Origin of the sequence: Burkholderia cepacia (assembly GCF_029962485.1) — a bacterium.
In the GTDB taxonomy this organism is placed as follows: Bacteria; Pseudomonadota; Gammaproteobacteria; order Burkholderiales; family Burkholderiaceae; genus Burkholderia.
This window is the reverse complement of record NZ_CP073637.1, coordinates 2,945,605-2,960,082: the sequence shown is the minus strand read 5'-3', so window position 1 is coordinate 2,960,082 and position 14,478 is coordinate 2,945,605. Positions and strand designations below refer to the sequence as shown.

The following is a 14,478-nucleotide window of genomic DNA, read 5'->3' as shown; positions in this document are numbered from 1 at the left end:
GCCGCGACCGACCACTGACATGACCGCAACTCCTGATTCCGTTTCCCCGATCCTGCCCGGCGCGTGGCTGGGCATGGTCGGCGGTGGCCAGCTCGGCCGCATGTTCTGCTTTGCCGCCCAGTCGATGGGCTATCGCGTCGCCGTGCTCGATCCCGATCCGACGAGCCCCGCCGGCGCGGTCGCCGACCGCCACCTGCGCGCGGCGTACGACGACGAAGCCGCGCTCGCCGAACTGGCCGAGCTGTGCGATGCGGTGTCGACGGAGTTCGAGAACGTGCCGGCCGCGAGCCTCGATTTCCTCGCGCGCACGACGTTCGTCGCGCCGGCCGGCCGCTGCGTCGCGGTCGCTCAGGACCGGATTGCGGAGAAGCGCTTCATCGAGGCGTCGGGCGTGCCCGTCGCGCCGCACGTCGTGATCGAATCGTCGGCGGCGCTCGCCGCACTCGACGATGCCGCGCTCGACGCGGTGCTGCCGGGCATCCTGAAGACGGCGCGCCTCGGCTACGACGGCAAGGGCCAGGTGCGTGTGAGCACCGCGCAGGAAGCGCGCGACGCGCATGCGGCGCTGAACGGTGTGCCGTGCGTGCTCGAGAAGCGCCTGCCGCTGAAATACGAAGTGTCGGCGCTGATCGCGCGCGGCGCGGACGGCCGCTCAGCCGCATTCCCGCTCGCGCAGAACGCGCACCACAACGGCATCCTCGCGCTGACGGTCGTACCGGCGCCGGCCGCCGATGCCGCGCGCGTCGCGGAGGCGCAGCAGGCAGCCGTGCGGATCGCCGATACGCTCGGCTACGTCGGCGTGCTGTGCGTCGAATTCTTCGTGCTGGAAGACGGCTCGTTCGTCGCGAACGAAATGGCGCCGCGCCCGCACAACTCCGGCCACTACACGGTCGATGCATGCGCAACGAGCCAGTTCGAACAGCAGGTGCGCGCGATGACGCGCATGCCGCTCGGCAACCCGCGCCAGCATTCGCCGGCCGCGATGCTGAACATCCTCGGCGACGTGTGGTTCCCGAACGGTGCCGCGGCTGAAGCCGTCACGCCGCCGTGGGACACGGTCGCCGCGATGCCGACTGCGCACCTGCACCTGTACGGCAAGGAAGACGCGCGAGTCGGCCGCAAGATGGGCCACGTGAACTTCACGGCCGAGACGCGCGACGAAGCCGTTGCCGCCGCCACCGCGTGCGCGCAGCTGCTGCGCGTGCCGCTCGACTGAGGCGTCAGCCGATGTCCATCGATCTCCCGAAATCCGTGACGCTCGCCCAGATCGACGCGGCCGCCGCGCTGCTCGACGCGGGGCAACTCGTCGCGTTCCCGACCGAGACCGTCTACGGGCTCGGCGGCGACGCGGCGAATCCCGAGGCCGTCGCGCGCATCTACGCGGCGAAAGGGCGGCCCGCGAACCATCCGGTGATCGTGCATCTGCCGCCGGGCGGCGATCCCGGCTACTGGGCCGACGACCTGCCGGCCGACGCGCAGGCGCTGATCGACGCATTCTGGCCGGGCCCGCTGACGCTGATCCTGAAGCGCCATGCGCGCATTCCGGACGCCGTGAGCGGCGGGCAGGATTCAGTCGGGCTGCGCTGCCCGTCGCATCCGGTCGCGCAAGCGCTGCTGGCCGCGTTCAGCGCGCGGCGCGGCGGCCACGGCGGTGTCGCGGCGCCGTCCGCGAACCGGTTCGGCCACGTGAGCCCGACGACCGCGCAGCACGTGCGCGAGGAATTCGGCGACACCGTGCACGTGCTCGACGGCGGCGCGTCCGAAGTCGGTATCGAATCGACGATCCTCGACCTGTCGCGCGGTTTCCCGGCGCTGCTGCGCCCGGGCCACGTGACGCCGCAACAGATCGCCGGCGTGCTCGGCCGCGCGCCGCGGCTGCCGGATGGCAGCGACGCAACGGCGCCGCGCGCGTCGGGCACGCTGAAAGCGCATTACGCGCCGCGCACGCCGCTCGCGCTGCTGCCGTTCGACGCGCTCGAGCCGCTGCTCGCGGCTGCGCAAACGGACGGCGAACGTGTCGCGCTCGTCGCACGCGCATCGCGCGCGGGGCGCTGGGCGCAAGCCGACGGCGTGCATTTCGTCGCGGCACCGGAAGATCCGCAGGCCTACGCACGCGACCTGTACGGGATGCTGCGTGCGCTCGATCGCGCGCAAGTCGCGCGCATCCTCGTCGAGAAGCTGCCCGAGACCGTCGAATGGATCGCGGTCAACGATCGCCTGGGCCGCGCGGCGGCCGCGTTCGAAGCACGCGACTGACAACCATCGCGCTTTACACATGAAAAAACGCCCGACCGGCGAACCGGTCGGGCGTTTTCGTTTGGGCGCGTGGCCGGCTGCTTACTTGCCGACGCCCGACTTCGCGATCTGCTGTTCGGCGAACTGCGCGAACAGCAAGTGCAGGCGCGTCGTCGGGTGGACCGTGTCGGCGAACATGTAGGTCTGGTCCGCGTTCGCGACCGTGTAGGTCTGCGGCGAGCAGAACAGCGACGAGCCGAATGCGGTTGCGTTCGCGACGCCGTATTGCGTGGCGGCCTGGACCATCGCCTTCAGGTTACAGGCGGTGTCGGTGTTCGACACCGTGAAGCCGTTCGCCTGGTAGTTGGCCGCGATGCCGTCCTGCCACGTGAACGTGTCGAGCAGCGCGACCTTCGTCGTGTCGACCTTCAGCGCGGCCAGCGTGCCGGCGAGCGTCTGGTTGAACAGCCCCGACAGTTGCGTGAACGCGGCCTGCGTGCCGCCCTGCAGCGCGAGCGGCGTGCCGCCGATGTCCGGCACGTTCGACACGTACACGTGCGTCGCGCCTGCCGCGACGATCTGCTGGACGATGCCGCCGAGCTGCTGCGCGGCCAGGCCGATCGCCTGCGCGGCCGCGAGCTGCGCGGCCGGCGTGTTGCCTTGCGCCTGCGCGACCTGCGCCTGATAGAAGATGTCGTTCGCGCCGCCGTTGACCAGCACGATCTGGCCGGCGTTGAAGCTGCCGTGCTGCGACAGGTACTGCTTGACCTGGTCGGCGACCGGCGTCGTGGTTGCCTGCGCGTAGTCGGCGTTCGGCACGCTCGCGTCCGCGTGGCCGATGCCCGGCTGCAGCGTCACGCGCGAGCCGCCCTGTGCGTAGCCGAAGCCGCCGGTGGCTTGCAGCGGAATGCCGAAGCCGCCCTGGTTCGCGGGCTGCAGCGTATCGCCGTAGTACTGCGCGACGTTCTGCGTCCACACCTGGCCCGGGTTGGTCGTGAAGCGGCCGCCGCCGAAGCCGAGCTTGATCTGCGAGTAGGTGCCCGCGTCGGACAGGCTGTCGCCGAACGACACGATCTGCATCTTCACGCCCGACGGCGGCGTGTTCGACGCGCTGCTGCTGTTGTTGTCGTCACCGCCGCCGCACGCGGCGAGCAGCGCGAGCGCGGCCCCGGCGATTGCGACTTGCGTGGTGCGCAGCATGCGTCGGCGGGTGCGGGAAGGTGCGTGTTGTTGTGTCTGCATCGTTCGATCTCCTCGTAGATATGGCCTGATGTATTTCTCATCTGCCGCGTGCCTGCTCGGTTCCGGGCTGCGCGGCGGCCGTTGGCTAAAACGGTTTATTGGTCACGCACAGCCGCCAGCGGCACGGTGCGCGGATCCTGGTTCGCGGCCTCGGCAATCTGCGCATGATAAGCGCTCGCCCATTCGGGCGGGCCGAAAATCGCGCGCAGCTTGTTGCGCCATCCGTCGACGCGCAACGCGTCCGACACCATCGACACCCACTCGTGGAACGTCGCGACGAGCGGGTTGTTCGAGCCGAGCCGCTCGACGATCCCGTACTGCGGCGGATCGTCGGGCGTTTCGTCGACATAGCTGCCGAACAGGCGATCCCAGATCACAAGGACGCCTGCGTAATTGCGGTCGATGTAGCGCGCGTTGCGTGCATGGTGTGCGCGGTGGATCGACGGCGTGTTCAGCACGTATTCGAGCCAGCCGAGCTTGCCGATCGCCTGCGTGTGCACGAAGAACTGGAACGCGAGGTTGATCAGCACGATGCCGACGACCTGTTGCGGCGGAAAGCCGGCGAACGCGAGCGGCAGCCAGAACACCCACATGCCCGCGATGGGGTACATCAGGCTCTGACGGAACGCGGTCGAGAAATTCATCCGCTCGGACGAGTGGTGCACGACATGCGCGGCCCACAGCCAGCGCACGCGATGGCTCGCGCGATGGAACACGTAGTAGAGGAAGTCCTGCGCGACGAACAGCACCGCGAACGACAGCCAGCTGTCGTGCCACGTGAACAGGCGGTAGTGCTGGTAGCAGTACGCGTAGACGGGGATCACGAACAGCCACGCGATCTTGTCGGCGCCCTGGTGCATCAGGGCGAGCGCCGCGTTGCACAGCGTGTCGCGCCATGCGTAGACATGGTCCTGCGCACGTGTGCGGGCGAGGTGCCAGGCCTCCCACGCAATGCAGAGCAGGAAGACGGGCGCCAGCGCGAGCAGAAGCAATTCGACGTCGAATCGCATGGGCGTGTCTCCTTCTTTCCCCTGCAAGCCTTGAGGCCGGGCGTGTGGCCCGTTGTAGATATCGGTCAGGCCAACAGCCTACGCAATCGCCACACGATAGGCGAGGGGGCAGCGTAGAGGGTTCCCTCTGAGGACAGGGTTTCTACGGAAGCCGCACGGCGCGGGGCCGGGCGGTGCGGCCCTGTTTTCCGGGCGCGGTTGGCGCGCGGCGCGTTGCGCGCCGGCGGCGGGGGCGTTTCAAACCGGGCGGCGCGAAATTCCGTGTGCAGGGGCGCCGAAAACGGCACGGGCCGCCCGTGGGGGCGACCCGATGCGTGGTGCGCGGCGCGTCAGTGCGCGCCCGCGTAGATCCACTCGAGCAGCGTGTCATGTGCGGCGCGCGCGGCTTCCGCGTGATCGTTGTTGATGAAGCTGACGACGATGTAGCTCTGGCCGTCGACGCCGCCGACATAGCCTGCGATCGCGCGCACGTCGCGCAGCGTGCCGGTCTTGATGTGCGCGTTGCCGAGCACGCCGGCGTTGGTGAGGCGGTTCTTCATCGTGCCGTCGATGCCGGCGATCGGCAGCGAATCGATGAAGGTCTGCGCGACGGGGCTCGCATTCGCGGCCTGCAGCAGCGCGGCGAGCGACAGCGCGCTCACGTGCTCTTCGCGCGACAGGCCCGAGCCGTTCTCGAGTACGAGGTCGGGCATCGCGATGCCGCTCTTCTGCAGGAACGCCTGGATCACGCGGCTCGACTGTTCGGGCGTCGCGGGCGGCTTGCCGCTGACCGCGCCGATCGTCAGGAACAGGTTGCGCGCCATCACGTTGTTGCTGAACTTGTTGATGTCGTAGACGACGCTGCCGAGCACCGGGCTGTGATGCACGGCGAGCGGACGCGCGGTGGTCGGCACCTTGCCTTCGCTCACGGGCCCCGCGATCGTGCCGCCGTCCTGCTGCCACAGCGCGAGGAAGCCGCGTGCGAAGAAGGTCGTGTGATCGAGGATCGCGAGGTTGGTCGTGTGCGCGCCGCAGCGCAGCGGATAGTCGCCGGCGAACGAGGCCGTCATGATCCCGCTGCCGGCCGACAGCGTCGGGCGCGCGGCCGCGGCCGCCGCGCTGCACGAGCCCGAGCCTTCGACGAGCTGGTTGTCGATCGACAGGTTCGCGAGCGGCGGCAACACGTCGACGGCCACCTTGCCGTCGTCGCCCGGCGTGACCGTGAACGATACGGCCTTGAACGCGTACAGCAGCGGATCGGGGCCGACGTTGTACGGCGCGCTGGCGTCGTCGTCGAACGACGGCAGGTCGCGCGTCGACGTCGCGAAGTAGCTCTTGTCGAGCACGAGGCCGCCGGCCACGCGCTTGACGCCGGCCTTGCGGAGCTTGTCGACGAGGTCGATCAGTTCCTCGGGCACGAGCTTCGGGTCGCCGGTGCCCTTGATGTACAGGTTGCCTTGCAGCGTGCCGTCGGGGTCGACCGTGCCGTCCGTGTACGCGGTCGTGCGCCAGCGGTAGTCGGGGCCGAGGATCGACAGGCCCGAGAAGGTCGTCACGAGCTTCATCGTCGATGCCGGCATCATCGGCCGGCTCGCATTCCACGCAATCAGCGGCTCGGGATCGCCGACGCGCTCGACGACGACGCTCATCGCCGAGGCCGGTACCTTCGCGCGCTGCAGCGCGACGAGCACGGACGCCGGCAGGCCGGCCGCCCGCGCGGCGGGCGACACGACGGTGGTCTTGCGCGCTTCCTTGTGGGATTTCTTGCGGGCCTGCGCGGACGGTGCGAACGCGAGGGCCGTGCAGGTGGCGATGACGGCGGCTGCGCGCAGGCACAAGCGGGCGCGGGGGGCGAACCGGGCGGAAAGATCGGAAATCGGCATGGGCGAATACGGGAGAAGCAGGGGCTCGGGCAGGGCGCGCGGCGGCGCCAAAGCGCACATTGTAGAGACAAGTCCGCGCAGCCCGCTTGCAATCCGCCTTACTGTTGCATTGCAGGGTGCCGCGCGCGCGATTCGCGGCGCTACAATGGTCGGCGTGTTTGACTCGCCCCATGGATGCCTGTCCCGATGCGGATACTGCTTGTCGAAGATGATCGAATGATTGCCGAAGGCGTGCGCAAGGCGCTGCGCTCGGACGGTTTCGCGGTCGACTGGGTGCAGGACGGCGACGCGGCGCTCACGGCGCTCGGCGGCGAGACGTACGACCTGCTGCTGCTCGACCTCGGCCTGCCGAAGCGCGACGGCGTCGACGTGCTGCGCGCGCTGCGCGCGCGCGGGCTGTCGCTGCCCGTGCTGATCGTCACCGCGCGCGACGCCATTGCCGATCGCGTGAAGGGGCTCGACGCGGGCGCCGACGACTACCTCGTCAAGCCGTTCGACCTCGATGAACTCGGCGCACGGATGCGTGCGCTGATCCGCCGCCAGGCCGGGCGCAGCGAGTCGCTGATCCGCCACGGCGCGCTGACGCTCGACCCCGCTTCGCACCAGGTGACGCTCGACGGCGTGCCCGTCGCGCTGTCCGCGCGCGAGTTCGCGCTGCTCGAGGCGCTGCTCGCGCGGCCGGGCGCGGTGCTGTCGAAGAGCCAGCTCGAGGAGAAGATGTACGGCTGGGGCGAGGAGATCGGCAGCAACACGGTCGAGGTCTACATCCATGCGCTGCGCAAGAAGCTAGGCTCTGACCTGATCCGCAACGTACGCGGGCTCGGCTACATGGTCGTCAAGGAAAGCTGACGCGTGAGGTCGATTCGTCATCAATTGCTGATCTGGCTGCTCGCGATCGTCGTCGCGGGCGTGGGCCTCGCGGGCTGGCTCATCTACCGCCAGGCGCTCGCGGAAGCGAACGAACTGTTCGATTACCAGTTGCAGGAAATTGCCGCGGCGCTGCCGTCGGAGCCGTTCTCGCAGGTGTTCGGCTCGCGCACCAACGGCGACGAAGGCATCGTGATCCAGATCTGGAACCGCAACGGCGTGCTGATGTACTTCTCGCATCCGCGTGCGCCGATCGCGCCGCGCGCGGAACTCGGCTTCTCGACCGAGCGTACCGATCGCGGCGAATGGCGCGTGTACGGCGCGATCGTCGGCGACAACGTCGTGCAGCTCGCGCAACCGCTGTCGGTGCGCAACCGGCTCGCGGCGAACGTCGCGCTGCGCACGCTGTGGCCGCTGATCGTGCTGCTGCCGTTCCTTGGCGCTGCCGTCTGGGTGATCGTCGGTCGCGGCCTCGCGCCGCTCGGCCGCGTGACGCGCGCGGTCGAGGCGCGCCGGCCGGAAGCGCTCGATCCGCTGCCCGACGCGCGCCTGCCGCTCGAGGTGCAGCCGCTCGTGCGCGCGCTGAACGGGCTGCTCGCGCGGCTGTCGGCCGCGCTCGACACGCAGAAGGCGTTCGTCGCCGACGCCGCGCACGAACTGCGCACGCCGCTCGCGGCCGTGCAGATCCAGGCGCAGCTCGTCGCTCGCGCGAAGGACGACGCGTCGCGCCGCGAGGCGGTCGCGGATCTCCAGGACGGCGTGTCGCGCGCGACGCGCCTCACGGAGCAGTTGCTCGCGCTCGCGCGAGCCGAACCGGATGGCGCGACGATGCGCGAACCGGTCGACCTGCAGACGCTGCTCGCCGAATGCGTGGCCGCGCATGCGCCGCTCGCGCAGCGGCGCGACATCGATCTCGGCTTCGAGGAGACGCGCGCGGCGAGCGTCGTCGCGGACGTCGGCGCGCTGCGCGTGATGTTCGGCAACCTGCTCGACAACGCGGTGAAGTACACGCCGGACGGCGGCCGCATCGACGTGTCGCTGACCCGCGACGCGGCCGGCCGCGCATGCGTCCAGATCGGCGACAGCGGGCCCGGCATCCCGGCCGACGAGCGCGAGCGCGTGTTCGACCGGTTCTACCGCGACAGCTCCGCTCGGGCGCGTACCGACGTGGCGGGCAGCGGGCTCGGGCTGGCGATCGTCAAGCGCGTGGCGGCGCAGCAGGGCGCGACGGTGTCGCTCGGCGACGCGGCCGCGGGCGGCCTGCTCGTCAGCGTCGTGTTCCGCGACGCCGAGATGCCGGCCGAGGCGCCGCAATCGTCCGAATCAGTGTGAAGCGCCGGCAGCCGCTTAAGCCCCGCTTAAGGCTGATTAAGCCTCCTTTAAGTCAGGGTCGTTACGCTGCGTCCTAACAAAGAGGAGGTCCTACGATGAATACCCGATTCCTTGCGCGCGGCGCCGTCGCGGTCGCCGTGGCGGCCGCCCTGTCAGCCGGCTATTTCGCCGGCACCCGCCGCGCCGATCCGCAGATCATCTCGCCCGCGCAGGCTGCCGCTCTGATGCCGGCCGAAGCGGCCGCGAAGACCGGCATCCCCGATTTCTCCGGGCTCGTCGAGACCTACGGCCCGGCGGTCGTGAACATCAGCGCGAAGCACGTCGTGAAGCAGGTGTCGCGGCGCGTGCAGCAGCCGCAACTGCCGATCGATCCGAGCGACCCGTTCTACCAGTTCTTCAAGCATTTCTACGGCCAGGTGCCGGGCATGGGCGGCGACGCGCAGCCGGACGACCAGCCGAGCGCGAGCCTCGGTTCCGGGTTCGTCATCAGCTCCGACGGGTACATCCTCACCAATGCGCACGTGATCGACGGCGCGAACGTCGTCACGGTCAAGCTGACCGACAAGCGCGAATACAAGGCGAAGGTCGTCGGCGCCGACAAGCAGTCCGACGTCGCGGTGCTGAAGATCGACGCGAGCGGCCTGCCGACCGTGAAGATCGGCGATCCGGCGCAGAGCAAGGTCGGCCAGTGGGTCGTCGCGATCGGCTCGCCGTACGGCTTCGACAACACGGTCACGTCGGGCATCATCAGCGCGAAGTCGCGCGCGCTGCCGGACGAGAACTACACGCCGTTCATCCAGACCGACGTGCCGGTGAACCCCGGCAACTCTGGCGGCCCGTTGTTCAACCTGCAGGGCGAGGTGATCGGCATCAACTCGATGATCTACTCGCAGACGGGCGGCTTCCAGGGCCTGTCGTTCGCGATCCCGATCAACGAGGCGATCAAGGTCAAGGACGAGCTCGTGAAGACGGGCCACGTGAGCCGCGGCCGCCTCGGCGTTGCCGTGCAGGGGCTGAACCAGACGCTCGCGAGTTCGTTCGGGCTGCAGAAGCCGGACGGCGCGCTCGTCAGCTCGGTCGATCCGAACGGTCCGGCCGCGAAGGCCGGCCTGCAGCCGGGCGACGTGATCCTGTCGGTCAACGGTTCGCCGGTCGCCGATTCGACGTCGCTGCCCGCGCAGATCGCGAACCTGAAGCCCGGTTCGAAGGCCGACCTGCAGATCTGGCGCGACAAGGCGAAGAAGTCGCTCAGCGTGACGCTCGGCGCGATGGCCGATGCGAAGCTCGCGTCGAACGACGGCGGGCCGGTCGAGCAGGGGCGCCTGGGTGTTGCGGTGCGTCCGCTGTCGCCGCAGGAGCGTAGCGCCGACAACCTGTCGCACGGGTTGATCGTGCAGCAGGCCGGCGGGCCGGCCGCCAATGCGGGCATCCAGCCCGGCGACGTGATCCTCGCGGTCAACGGCCGCCCGGTCACGAGCCCCGAGCAGCTGCGCGACGCGGTCAAGGGCGCAGGCAACAGTCTTGCTCTTCTGATCCAGCGCGATAATGCGCAGATCTTCGTACCGGTCGACCTGAGCTGACCGGTATGGCCGACGGCCGGCCAGGCCGGCCGCGGCGGGCGCCGCCGCCGCTCGATCGCGTGACGCGGCGCCCCGTATGTGTTCCGACCCCAAGGAGAGAGCCATGCAATATCTACGCAACGTGTCCCGATTTGCCGTCGCCGCGGCGTTGGCCGCCGGCCTCGCAGCCGGTGCGACCGGCGCGTACGCGCAGTCGGACGGCTTGCCCGCCGCACGCCAGCAGGGCGACGTCACCTTCGTGTCCGGCGGCGTCGGGCAGGACGAATCGACGGCGTTCCAGCGCAACGAGTCGAAATGGCCGCTGGCGCTGCGCTTCACCGGCAAGGGCGGCGAGTTCCTGGCCGACGTCCATGTGCGGATCGTCGACGGCAAGGGCGCCGAAGTGCTGAAAACCGACGCACGCGGGCCGTACATGCTCGTGCAGGTGCCGCCGGGGCGCTATACGGTGCATGCGATGTACCAGGGCAACGATGAATCGCGCGCCGTCACGGTCGGCGCGAAGGGCGGCGCGAAGACCGCGTTCCAGTGGAGCGCGCAGTAGCCCGCCGCGCGCGGCCCGGGCCCGGGTCGCGCAATCGGACGAAGTTTCGCCCATAATGAAAGCCACGGCACCCGTGCCGTGGCTTTTTCGTTTCCTGCGCCCGGTTTGCCTGCCGGGCCGCCCGAAGGAGAAACGATGTCCGATGCAGCCGACCCTCGACTCGAAATCGTGCCGAACCGTCATCGCGTGCGCGTGATCCATCGCGGCATCACGTACGCCGATTCGCACCGGGCATTGACCGTGCGCGAAACGGGACTGCCGGACATCCATTACCTGCCGCGCGGTGACGTCAACATGCGCCGGCTCGTGAAGTCGGATTTCACGAGCGCGTGCCCGTTCAGGGGGCAGGCAGTGCATTTCGACTTGCAGACGGAAGACGGCGTGATCGAGAACGCCGCATGGAGTTACGAGGAACCGAAGGAGGCGGCGTCCGTGCTTGCGCACTATGTCGCCTTCGATGTCGCACGGGTCGACAGTCTCGTCGAGACGTCCTGATGCGGCGCGTGTTCACCGGGGAGGCGTCATGGAACTGAACGACACGTTACGCGTTGCGCTCGCGCCGCCTGTCGTGCGGGAGGCGTTCGAGGATCTCGCGTTGCTGCGGGCGAGCTTCGACCATTGCGAATCGTTCGTGAAGCTCGCACACGGCGAGTTCGCGCTGACGATCACGGTACCGCTCGGCCCGCTGCGTGCGCGCTACGACGTGCGCGTACATGCGGCGGCCGAGCAGGGCGACGCGGAAGGGCAGCCGCGCCGCGTGCTCAACTTCAAGGCACGCGCCGACGGCCTCGGCGCGCTGCGCGGCCAGGTCGAACTCGTGCTGATGCCGGATGACGACGCGAACGCCACGCGCATCGATTACGTGGTCTGGGCGACGGCGAGCGGGCCGCTCGCCGAGCTGCCGGGACGGCAGATCGACAACGCGCTGCGCGACTGGACCGACGATTTCTTCCGCGAGTTCTGCGCGGTCGTGCAGGCGAAGCATGGCCTTGCGCCGAATCGCGCGCGCTCGGCCGCACAGCGCCGCCAGCATGTGTTCCTGCGCCCTGCATCGCTGATGGCCACGAAGCGTGCGCTGCCGCCGCATCTGGGCGACGCGCTGACCGGGCGCGCCGCCAGCGCGCTCCCGCATCGCGGTTCGGGCACGGTGCCGGTCTGGGCATGGGCGGCGATGATCGTATTCGTCGCGCTGCTGCTTTACGCGGCACGCTGGATCAACGGCGGCTGAGCGGCCGGCGTTACGCCGCGTCGGCGCCGGCTCCGGCGCCGCGAAATTCCCTTCGATACGCAGACGGCGACGTGCCGAGCGCGCCCGCGAAATGCTGGCGCAGCGACACGCTCGACCCGTAGCCGGCTGCCTGCGCGATCGCGTCGATCGATTGCCCGGTGGTTTCCAGCAGGTGTTGCGCGCGTGCGAGCCGCTCGGCCTGCAGCCATGCGGTGACGGTCGTGCCCGTCGCCTGCCGGAAGTGGCGCGTGAACGTGCGCCGGCTCATCAGCACGCGTTCGGCGAGCGAATCCACGTTGTGCGCGGCGTCGAGGTGCGCGCGCACCCAGTCGAGCAGGCCCGCGAGCCGCGCATCGCGCGGGTGCGCGGCGACCGGTTGCGGCACGTACTGGGCCTGGCCGCCCTGACGGTGCGGTGGGATCACGAGGCGGCGCGCGATCTGGTTCGCGGCGTCCGAGCCGAAGCGCCGCCGCACCACGTGCAGGCAGCAGTCGAGCCCCGCGGCCGTGCCGGCCGACGTCATCAGGTTGCCGTCGTCGACGTACAGCACGTCGGGATCGACCTTCACGCGCGGAAAGCGTTGCGCGAAATCGTCGGCCCACGCCCAGTGCGTGGTGGCCGGGCGACCATCGAGCAGGCCAGCCGCGGCGAGCACGTACGCGCCGAGGCACAGGCCGACGAGCTGCGCACCGCGCGCGGCGACCGCGCGGACCGCGTCGAGCAGTTCGTCGGGCGGCGCCTCGTCCGGGTCGCGCCACGCCGGCACGATCACGATGTCCGCATCGTCGAGCGCATCGAGCCCGTATGGCGCAGTGATCGTGAAGCCGCCCGTCGTCGCGAGCGGGCCGCGCTCCGCCGAGCAGACGCGAAACTCGAACGCGGGCGACGTGGCCGCGTCGCGTTCCTTGCCGAACACGACGGACGGTACCGACAGGTGGAACGGGCTGATGCCGTCGTATGCGATCACGGCGACGACGGTCGGAACGGGCGGGGCGGGCAACGCGGCAGCGGCCATGACGGGCTCCGGGATGGTGATGGCCCGATTTTATCGAAGAATGGCTATCGGGCCACTGTCCGCGTGAACGACGCGGCCCGACAATGCATCGCATCGCGCCGCTGGCCGCCCCGTACCGGGGCGGGGCCGCGCCCCCGGACCAGGAGCCCGTCATGTCGAATTCGAACGCCGTCCCGTCTTCCGTTTCCCATCCTGCTGCCCGCCGTGCGCTGATCGTGATCGACGTCCAGAACGAATACGTGACGGGCAACCTGCCGATCGAGTATCCGCCGCTCGACGTGTCGCTCGCGAACATCGGCCGCGCGATCGACGCCGCGCATGCGGCCGGCGTGCCCGTGATCGTGGTCCAGCACCTCGCACCGGCCGGCGCGCCGATCTTCGCGCCTGGCTCCGACGGCGTCGCGCTGCACGCGGTGGTCGCGAGCCGGCCGTACGCGCACCTGATCGAGAAGACGCAGGCGAGTTCGTTCGCCGGCACCGATCTCGCCGCGTGGCTCGATGCGCACGGAATCGACACGCTCGCGGTGGCCGGCTACATGACGCACAACTGCAATGCGGCGACGGTCTATCACGCGGCGCATGCGGGGCTGAAGGTCGAATACCTGGACGACGCGACGGGCGCGCTGCCGTACGAGAACGAAGCGGGCGCGGCGAGCGCCGAAGAGATTCACCGTGCGTACACGGTGGTGTTCCAGTCGAATTTCGCGGCCGTGATGTCGACCGATGCGTGGATCGCGGGTCTGGCCGGCGCACCGGTGCCGGCGCGCGATTCGGTGGCCGCGTCGAACCGGCGGGCCCGCGCGCAGCGCGCGAAGGCGGCCTGAAGCGGCGGCAGGGGGCGGGGCGAGCGCCGCGACCGCTGCGTCGTCAGTCGCCGTCCTTCAGCATCGCCGGGCTGTAGCGCAGCATGTCGAAACAGCCGTCGACGAGCTTTTCCGCATGCTGCTCGGCGTCGATCTCGTCGGGCAGCATCAGCATGTCACGCACGAAGCCGCTGACGAGTGTGTGCAGCATCAGCGTCGCGCGCCACGTATCGAGCCGCTCGGGCAGCAGCTTGAGCCGCACGGCGCCCGCGAGATCGGCGTCGATCGCGTGGAGCGCCTCGCTCATTCCCGCGCGGTTGCGCTGCAGCAGCGGTTCCAGGTCCGCGACGTATTCGCACTTCATGAACAGGATGCTGAACACGCGGCGCAACTGCGCGTCGCGCTGCACGCCGAGCAGGCACCAGATCAGGATCTGCCGGATCTTCTCGAGCGGATTGCCGCCCGGCGCGTCGAGCGGCATCCGCTTCAGCTCGTCGATCGGCAGAAACACGCGGTCGAACATCGCGTCGAACAGCTCGCTTTTATTCGCGAAGTGCCAGTAGATCGCGCCGCGCGTCACGCCGGCGTGCTGCGCGATGTCCGCGAGCGACGTGTGCGACACGCCTTTCTCGAAGAACACGTGCTCGGCGGCGTCGAGAATGCTGTTGCGCGTCTCGAGCGCCTCCTCCTTGGTACGTCTGACCATGTGCAGGCCTGATTGGATCGATCGTAGGTGAATATAGGGTCTGCAACCCTCGCAGCC

Annotated in this window: 14 protein-coding genes; 9 read left to right on the top strand and 5 right to left on the bottom strand. The window is 69.5% G+C overall.

Features of this window, described 5'->3' with window-relative positions; all coding sequences use genetic code 11:
- Positions 1 to 19 precede the first annotated feature (19 nt).
- Entirely contained in the window at positions 20 to 1,216 is a 1,197-nt protein-coding gene (locus KEC55_RS13800; protein WP_282505886.1) for a 5-(carboxyamino)imidazole ribonucleotide synthase, read from the top strand.
- A gap of 11 nt (positions 1,217 to 1,227) precedes the next feature.
- Complete coding sequence (locus KEC55_RS13795; RefSeq protein ID WP_282505885.1) at positions 1,228 to 2,256, top strand: L-threonylcarbamoyladenylate synthase; 1,029 nt, start codon at positions 1,228 to 1,230, stop codon at positions 2,254 to 2,256.
- An 81-nt stretch (positions 2,257 to 2,337) separates the two neighbouring features.
- Here the strand turns inward: KEC55_RS13795 and KEC55_RS13790 are convergent, their stop codons facing one another.
- The 3 genes from KEC55_RS13790 to dacB form a co-directional block, all read right to left on the bottom strand.
- Positions 2,338 to 3,477: an SGNH/GDSL hydrolase family protein gene (locus tag KEC55_RS13790; protein WP_282505884.1), complete on the bottom strand. Its 1,140-nt coding sequence runs from the start codon at positions 3,475 to 3,477 to the stop codon at positions 2,338 to 2,340.
- A 95-nt stretch (positions 3,478 to 3,572) separates the two neighbouring features.
- Positions 3,573 to 4,487 carry a sterol desaturase family protein gene (locus tag KEC55_RS13785; protein WP_282505883.1) on the bottom strand — a complete coding sequence of 305 codons (915 nt, stop codon included), beginning with the start codon at positions 4,485 to 4,487 and terminating at the stop codon, positions 3,573 to 3,575.
- 329 nt (positions 4,488 to 4,816) lie between these two features.
- Positions 4,817 to 6,349, bottom strand: a complete 1,533-nt coding sequence (gene dacB / locus KEC55_RS13780) for a D-alanyl-D-alanine carboxypeptidase/D-alanyl-D-alanine endopeptidase (RefSeq protein ID WP_282505882.1) — start codon at positions 6,347 to 6,349, stop codon at positions 4,817 to 4,819.
- A 186-nt stretch (positions 6,350 to 6,535) separates the two neighbouring features.
- Between dacB and KEC55_RS13775 the strand changes: the two genes are divergently transcribed.
- From KEC55_RS13775 to KEC55_RS13750, 6 genes are all read left to right on the top strand, one after another.
- Entirely contained in the window at positions 6,536 to 7,198 is a 663-nt protein-coding gene (locus KEC55_RS13775) for a response regulator (protein ID WP_282505881.1), read from the top strand.
- 3 nt (positions 7,199 to 7,201) lie between these two features.
- Entirely contained in the window at positions 7,202 to 8,548 is a 1,347-nt protein-coding gene (locus KEC55_RS13770) for an ATP-binding protein (RefSeq protein WP_282505880.1), read from the top strand.
- Positions 8,549 to 8,643: 95 nt separating this feature from the next.
- Entirely contained in the window at positions 8,644 to 10,128 is a 1,485-nt protein-coding gene (locus tag KEC55_RS13765; protein WP_282505879.1) for a DegQ family serine endoprotease, read from the top strand.
- Between the two features lie 103 nt (positions 10,129 to 10,231).
- The gene (locus tag KEC55_RS13760; protein ID WP_282505878.1) at positions 10,232 to 10,669 is read left to right on the top strand and encodes a carboxypeptidase-like regulatory domain-containing protein; all 438 of its coding nucleotides are present in this window, start codon (positions 10,232 to 10,234) and stop codon (positions 10,667 to 10,669) included.
- Positions 10,670 to 10,804: 135 nt separating this feature from the next.
- Positions 10,805 to 11,164, top strand: coding sequence for a DUF427 domain-containing protein (locus KEC55_RS13755; RefSeq protein ID WP_282505877.1), 360 nt, complete (start codon positions 10,805 to 10,807; stop codon positions 11,162 to 11,164).
- 28 nt (positions 11,165 to 11,192) lie between these two features.
- Positions 11,193 to 11,897, top strand: coding sequence for a CoxG family protein (locus KEC55_RS13750; RefSeq protein ID WP_282505876.1), 705 nt, complete (start codon positions 11,193 to 11,195; stop codon positions 11,895 to 11,897).
- 10 nt (positions 11,898 to 11,907) lie between these two features.
- Here KEC55_RS13750 and KEC55_RS13745 read toward each other — a convergent pair whose 3' ends face one another.
- Complete coding sequence (locus KEC55_RS13745; protein ID WP_282505875.1) at positions 11,908 to 12,912, bottom strand: helix-turn-helix domain-containing protein; 1,005 nt, start codon at positions 12,910 to 12,912, stop codon at positions 11,908 to 11,910.
- A gap of 152 nt (positions 12,913 to 13,064) precedes the next feature.
- Between KEC55_RS13745 and KEC55_RS13740 the strand changes: the two genes are divergently transcribed.
- Positions 13,065 to 13,736 carry a cysteine hydrolase family protein gene (locus KEC55_RS13740; RefSeq protein WP_282505874.1) on the top strand — a complete coding sequence of 224 codons (672 nt, stop codon included), beginning with the start codon at positions 13,065 to 13,067 and terminating at the stop codon, positions 13,734 to 13,736.
- A gap of 43 nt (positions 13,737 to 13,779) precedes the next feature.
- On the opposite strand, the gene KEC55_RS13735 is transcribed toward KEC55_RS13740, so the two are convergent.
- Entirely contained in the window at positions 13,780 to 14,421 is a 642-nt protein-coding gene (locus tag KEC55_RS13735; RefSeq protein WP_176050222.1) for a TetR family transcriptional regulator, read from the bottom strand.
- Positions 14,422 to 14,478: the final 57 nt, after the last annotated feature.

Bases quoted from the DNA above. Each gene is read 5' to 3' on its own strand.
- KEC55_RS13775 (WP_282505881.1), top strand. From the start codon at position 6,536: ATGCGGATACTGCTTGTCGAAGATGATCGAATGATTGCCGAAGGCGTG.
- KEC55_RS13765 (WP_282505879.1), top strand. From the start codon at position 8,644: ATGAATACCCGATTCCTTGCGCGCGGCGCCGTCGCGGTCGCCGTGGCG.
- KEC55_RS13790 (WP_282505884.1), bottom strand. From the start codon at position 3,477: ATGCAGACACAACAACACGCACCTTCCCGCACCCGCCGACGCATGCTG.
- KEC55_RS13735 (WP_176050222.1), bottom strand. From the start codon at position 14,421: ATGGTCAGACGTACCAAGGAGGAGGCGCTCGAGACGCGCAACAGCATT.
- KEC55_RS13740 (WP_282505874.1), top strand. From the start codon at position 13,065: ATGTCGAATTCGAACGCCGTCCCGTCTTCCGTTTCCCATCCTGCTGCC.
- KEC55_RS13800 (WP_282505886.1), top strand. From the start codon at position 20: ATGACCGCAACTCCTGATTCCGTTTCCCCGATCCTGCCCGGCGCGTGG.
- KEC55_RS13760 (WP_282505878.1), top strand. From the start codon at position 10,232: ATGCAATATCTACGCAACGTGTCCCGATTTGCCGTCGCCGCGGCGTTG.
- KEC55_RS13795 (WP_282505885.1), top strand. From the start codon at position 1,228: ATGTCCATCGATCTCCCGAAATCCGTGACGCTCGCCCAGATCGACGCG.
- dacB (WP_282505882.1), bottom strand. From the start codon at position 6,349: ATGCCGATTTCCGATCTTTCCGCCCGGTTCGCCCCCCGCGCCCGCTTG.
- KEC55_RS13745 (WP_282505875.1), bottom strand. From the start codon at position 12,912: ATGGCCGCTGCCGCGTTGCCCGCCCCGCCCGTTCCGACCGTCGTCGCC.
- KEC55_RS13750 (WP_282505876.1), top strand. From the start codon at position 11,193: ATGGAACTGAACGACACGTTACGCGTTGCGCTCGCGCCGCCTGTCGTG.
- KEC55_RS13755 (WP_282505877.1), top strand. From the start codon at position 10,805: ATGTCCGATGCAGCCGACCCTCGACTCGAAATCGTGCCGAACCGTCAT.
- KEC55_RS13785 (WP_282505883.1), bottom strand. From the start codon at position 4,487: ATGCGATTCGACGTCGAATTGCTTCTGCTCGCGCTGGCGCCCGTCTTC.